The following is a 5,001-nucleotide window of genomic DNA, read 5'->3' as shown; positions in this document are numbered from 1 at the left end:
CCAGCCGCAGCGCCGGTCCGGGCTCGACCGCCGTGACCGGCGTGCCCTCGATCACCTCGATCCCGTCGGCGGCGAGCGCCGCGCGCAGCGCGTCGGCCAGTTCCGGCTCCTCCCGCGACGCGATGCGCGCGGCCTCGACCACCGTCACCCGGCAACCGAGCGCGGCGTGGGCCTGCGCCATCTCCAGCCCGATCGCGCCGCCACCCAGCACGATGAGGTGCTCCGGGCGCGCCGCCACGTCGAAGATCGTCTCGTTCGTGACATAGGGCACGGCATCGAGCCCCGGGATGGGCGGCACCGAGGGGGCCGAGCCGGCGGCGACCACGATGCGGCGCGCTGTTACCGCCGCGCCGCCGATGTCGAGCGTTTCGGGCGCGGTGAAGCGGGCGGTCGCGCGCCGCACGTCGACGCCGAAGCCCGCATAGCGCGCCTCGGAATCGGTCGGCGCGATGGTATCGATCGCGGCGCGGACATGCGCGCGCACGCCGTCCCAGTCGATGCGCGGCGGCGGCAGATGCACGCCGAGCCGCCCGGCGCGGCGGGCCGAGCGCGCGGCATGCGCCGCCGCCAGCAGTGCCTTGCTCGGCACGCATCCGACATTGAGGCAGTCCCCGCCCATCCGGCCATGTTCGGCCAGCACGACACGCAGGCCGAGATTGGCGGCGGCATAGGCGACCGACAATCCGGCGGCGCCGGCGCCGATGATGGCGAAGTCGGCGCTCGGTCGGGCGCGGGGCATGGGGGTCTCTCCGTGGGGCGGTTGCTACGGCCGGCGGCGGCGGCGGGGTGGGAGTCTGCGGGCCGAGATTGACGGGCCGGCCGCGCCGCTCCTATAAGCCGCCGCCTGTCCGCCGGTGCCGCATGTCGCCGGCCGCGCCTTATGGCGCGCGGGCCCCGCATCAATCGGAGTAGACGTCGTGAAGCGCACCTATCAACCGTCGAAGCTCGTACGCAAGCGCCGGCATGGCTTCCGCGCCCGCATGGCGACCGTCGGCGGCCGCAAGGTGCTGGCGAACCGTCGCGCCAAGGGCCGGCAGCGCCTCTCGGCCTGACGCGACGGGGCAACCGGGTCCCGTCCAGGTCGCCCGCGCCATGCGTCCCGAACGGCTGCGCCATCGACGCGATTTCCTGCTGTGCGCGTCCAAGGGCCGCAAGGCGCCCCTGCCGGGCCTCGTCCTGCAGGCGCGGCGGCGCGAGGACGACGGTGCCCCCCGGGTCGGCTTCACCGTGACCAAGAAGATCGGCAACGCCGTGGTGCGCAACCGCACCCGTCGCCGGCTGCGCGAGGCCGCGCGCCTCGTGCTCGCGGCGGATCAGCCTGCCGCGGCAGCGACGGCCGGTCACGATCTGGTGCTGATCGGCCGCGAGGGCACGCGGGCGCGCGACTTCCGCGTGCTGCAGGACGATCTGCGCCGCGCCCTGCGCAAGACCGGCGTGCTGCCATGAGCCTCCCCGCGCTGCTCGCGACGGGCGTGGTGCGCGGCTATCAGTACACGCTGCGCCCGGTGCTTGGCTGCAACTGCCGCTTCTGGCCCAGTTGCTCGGACTATGCCGTGGAGGCGCTGCGCTCCCATGGCGCCGCGCGCGGCGGATGGCTCGCGGCGCGGCGGATCCTGCGCTGCCACCCATGGCATCCGGGCGGCGTCGATCCGGTCCCGCCGGCTGCCGCCCCGACCCACGATCCGCCCGGTCGCCCGACAGGCGATCCGCGCCACTGCTTCGCCGACCACCGCCGGGACAGCCCGGGCCAGGACGGGACTTGATGGATCAGAAACGGCTGTTTTCCGCGATCGCCCTTTCGCTGGCGATCCTTCTGGGCTGGCGCTTCCTCGTCGCGCCCTATCTGCCGCACGCGCCGGTGCCGGCGACGGTTGCCGACACGCAGCAGCCACCGCCCTCGCCCGCGACCCCCCGCGAAGGCGGGCCGGACGAGGGCACGGCCGCCGTCAAGGCGCCTCCGCGCAACGCGCCGCGGCTGAAGATCGCCGCCGCGCGCGTCTCCGGCTCGGTCAGCCTGCTCGGCGCGCGGATCGACGATCTGGTGCTCGACGACTACCGCGACACGATCAACCCGGATTCGCCGCGCGTGCGCCTGCTGGAGCCGCGCAAGGACGGCGAGCCGTATTACGTGCAGTACGGCTGGCTGCCGGCGGCGGGGACCAATCCGGGGCGGCTGCCGGACGCCGATACGGTGTGGAAGGCGTCTGCCGCCACGCTGCGGACCGGGCAGCCGGTCACGCTGTCGTGGGACAACGGCGCGGGGCTGACGTTCGAGATCACGCTCGCGGTGGACGACAACTACATGTTCACCGTGACGCAGCGCGTGCACAACGCGTCGGGCGCGCCGGTGGCGCTCTATCCGTATGCGCGCATCCGCCGCGACTTCGAGCCCAAGGGCAGCAGCTACTACATCCTGTTCGAGGGCCTGCTCGGCGTCGTCGACGGCACGCTGCACGAGGAGAAATACTCCTCGGCCAAGAGTGCGGCCGAAAAGGCCGACGGCATCGCCTATGAGGGCAGCGGCGTCGGCGGCTGGGCCGGCATCACCGACAAATACTGGCTGACCTCGCTGATCCCGCCGACCGGCGTGCAGACGACGACGCGGTTCATCTACAAGAACGGCGGCTATCAGGTGGACAACCGCCCGAACGTGCCGGTGACGGTCGCGCCGGGGGCGGATTCCGGTATCGAGACGCATCTGTTCGCGGGGGCCAAGGTCGTCTCGCTGCTGCGGTCGTACCAGGACCGGCTGCATATCCAGATGTTCGATTACGCGGTGGACTGGGGCTGGTTCTGGTTCCTGACGCAGCCGATCTTCCTCGCGCTCGACTGGCTGAACTCCGTGCTCGGCAATTTCGGCCTCGCGATCATGGTCTTCACCGTCGCTGTGAAGGCGCTGTTCTTCCCGCTGGCGAACTACTCCTACCGGTCGATGGGCCGGATGAAGCTGTTGGCACCGAAGATCCAGGCGCTCAAGGAGAAGTACAAGGACGAGCCGGCCAAGGTTCAGTCCGAGATGATGACCCTCTATCGCGAGGAGAAGGTCAACCCGGCAAGCGGCTGTCTGCCGATGCTGCTGCAGGTGCCGGTGTTCTTCTCGCTGTATAAGGTGATCTTCGTCACCATCGAAATGCGGCAGGCGCCGTTCTTCGGCTGGATCCACGATCTGTCGCAGGTGGACCCGACCACGGTGTTCAACCTGTTCGGTCTGCTGCCGTTCGATCCGTCCCAGTACAGCCACTTCCTGCATCTCGGTGCCTGGCCGATCATCATGGGCATCACGATGTACCTGCAGCAGATGCTGAACCCGGCGCCCCCCGATCCGGTGCAGGCGCGGCTGTTCCGGTTCATGCCGGTCATCTTCACCTTCATGCTGGCTAATTTCCCGGCCGGGCTGGTGATTTACTGGTCGTGGAACAACACCCTGTCGATCGCGCAGCAATGGCTGATCCAGCGTCGCGCCACCCTGCCCAAGCCGAACCTGGCGCGCACCTGACCGCCGGGGGCGACGCGCCCGACGGCGCGGCGGAGGCGGCTGCAGCCGAGGAGGCGGGCCGTCTTCTGTTCGCGCGGCCGTGCCGGTTCTTCTATGCGTCCCAGCGGATCGACCAGCTGCCGCCGGCGGCGGGGGTGGAGATCGCCTTCGCCGGCCGGTCGAACGTGGGCAAGAGCAGCCTGCTCAACGCACTGACGGGCCACAACGCGCTCGCCCGCGCGTCCGGCCAGCCGGGACGGACGCGGCAGCTCAATTTCTTCGACCTCGACGGACAGGCGACCCTCGTGGACATGCCCGGCTACGGGTACGCGCAGGCGCCGAAATCCATCAAGGCGGACTGGCAGGGGCTGATGTTCGACTATCTGCGCGGCCGGCCGAACCTGCGCCGCGTGTTCCTGCTGCTGGACGCGCGCATCGAGATCAAGGCATCGGACACGGCGGTGATGGAGCTGCTCGACCGCGCCGCCGTCACCTATCAGCTCGTGCTGACCAAGACCGACGGGACCAAGCCGGCGGCGCTGGCGTCCAAACTGTCCGAGGTGCGGGGGCTTGCCCGCCGCCACGCCGCCGCGCATCAGGATGTCCTGGCCACCAGCAGCGAGGACGGCGCCGGCATCCCGGCGCTGCGCGCTGCCATCGCCACCCTGCTCGCGGGCTAGCGCGACAGGCGCCCACGAGGCGGGCGCCCACGAGGCGGGCGGCCACGGACAGGAGCGGAGAGAGGCTGCGATGACCGCATCGATCGATATCGCGACCGCCACCGAACAGGCGCGGGTGCTGGCGCAGGCGCTGCCCTATCTGCGACGCTATGCCGGCGATACGATCGTCGTGAAATACGGCGGCCACGCGATGGGCGACGCCGCGCTCGCGGCGGAGTTCGGCCGCGATGTCGCGCTGCTCAAGCAGGTCGGCATCAACCCCGTCGTCGTCCACGGCGGCGGCCCGCAGATCAACGACATGCTCCGCCGCCTCGCGATCCAGTCCACCTTCGTGGACGGGCTGCGGGTGACCGACGCCGCGATGGTCGAGGTGGTCGAGATGGTGCTGGCCGGCACCGTCAACAAACACGTGGCCGACCTGATCAACCGCGCGGGCGCGCTGGCGGTGGGCGTGTGCGGGAAGGACGGCAGCATGATCCGCGCCCGCCCGCTGCGCCGCACGACGCGCGACACCGACAGCAACATCGAGCGCATGCTCGATCTCGGCTTCGTGGGCGAGCCGGAGCACGTGGACGTGCGGGTGATCCATGCCCTGACGGGGGCGGGGCTGACGCCGGTGATCGCGCCGGTCGGTATCGGCGCAGACGGGCAGACCTACAACATCAACGCCGACACGGCGGCGGGCGCGATCGCCGGGGCGCTGCATGCGACGCGGCTGCTGATGCTCACCGACGTGCCGGGCGTGCTGGACGCCGAGGGGCGGCTGATCCCCGAGATGACCATCGCCGAGGTCCGTGCCGCGATCGAAGCGGGCGTGATCACCGGCGGCATGATCCCCAAGGTCGA

The 5,001-nt window shown here is 70.9% G+C and carries 7 protein-coding genes; 6 read left to right on the top strand and 1 reads right to left on the bottom strand.

What is annotated here, in order from left to right:
* A partial coding sequence (locus B8460_RS00630; RefSeq protein ID WP_048859632.1) for an FAD-dependent oxidoreductase occupies positions 1-739 on the bottom strand: 739 nt, incomplete at its 3' end.
* Between the two features lie 178 nt (positions 740-917).
* Between B8460_RS00630 and rpmH the strand changes: the two genes are divergently transcribed.
* The 6 genes from rpmH to argB form a co-directional block, all read left to right on the top strand.
* Positions 918-1,052, top strand: a complete 135-nt coding sequence (rpmH, locus tag B8460_RS00625; protein WP_048859631.1) for a 50S ribosomal protein L34 — start codon at positions 918-920, stop codon at positions 1,050-1,052.
* 40 nt (positions 1,053-1,092) lie between these two features.
* On the top strand, positions 1,093-1,446 hold the full coding sequence (gene rnpA, locus B8460_RS00620; RefSeq protein WP_048859630.1) for a ribonuclease P protein component: 354 nt from the start codon (positions 1,093-1,095) through the stop codon (positions 1,444-1,446).
* On the top strand, positions 1,443-1,763 hold the full coding sequence (gene yidD, locus B8460_RS00615) for a membrane protein insertion efficiency factor YidD (protein WP_048859629.1): 321 nt from the start codon (positions 1,443-1,445) through the stop codon (positions 1,761-1,763). The genes rnpA and yidD overlap by 4 nt, the downstream gene beginning before the upstream one ends.
* On the top strand, positions 1,763-3,496 hold the full coding sequence (gene yidC / locus B8460_RS00610) for a membrane protein insertase YidC (RefSeq protein WP_048859628.1): 1,734 nt from the start codon (positions 1,763-1,765) through the stop codon (positions 3,494-3,496). The genes yidD and yidC overlap by 1 nt, the downstream gene beginning before the upstream one ends.
* Complete coding sequence (gene yihA / locus B8460_RS00605; RefSeq protein WP_084623057.1) at positions 3,442-4,155, top strand: ribosome biogenesis GTP-binding protein YihA/YsxC; 714 nt, start codon at positions 3,442-3,444, stop codon at positions 4,153-4,155. The genes yidC and yihA overlap by 55 nt, the downstream gene beginning before the upstream one ends.
* A 70-nt stretch (positions 4,156-4,225) precedes the next feature.
* Positions 4,226-5,001 (top strand): acetylglutamate kinase (gene argB / locus B8460_RS00600; RefSeq protein WP_048859627.1); only part of this gene is annotated, 776 nt, incomplete at its 3' end.

It is taken from the genome of Acidisphaera rubrifaciens HS-AP3 (assembly GCF_000964365.1).
Classification (GTDB): Bacteria; Pseudomonadota; Alphaproteobacteria; order Acetobacterales; family Acetobacteraceae; genus Acidisphaera; species Acidisphaera rubrifaciens.
This window is presented reverse-complemented; position numbering and strand designations above follow the sequence as displayed.

What these genes read in the sequence shown, in the direction of transcription:
- yihA (WP_084623057.1), top strand. Translation starts at nt 3,442, where the DNA reads ATGGCTGATCCAGCGTCGCGCCACCCTGCCCAAGCCGAACCTGGCGCG.
- rnpA (WP_048859630.1), top strand. Translation starts at nt 1,093, where the DNA reads ATGCGTCCCGAACGGCTGCGCCATCGACGCGATTTCCTGCTGTGCGCG.
- yidC (WP_048859628.1), top strand. Translation starts at nt 1,763, where the DNA reads ATGGATCAGAAACGGCTGTTTTCCGCGATCGCCCTTTCGCTGGCGATC.
- yidD (WP_048859629.1), top strand. Translation starts at nt 1,443, where the DNA reads ATGAGCCTCCCCGCGCTGCTCGCGACGGGCGTGGTGCGCGGCTATCAG.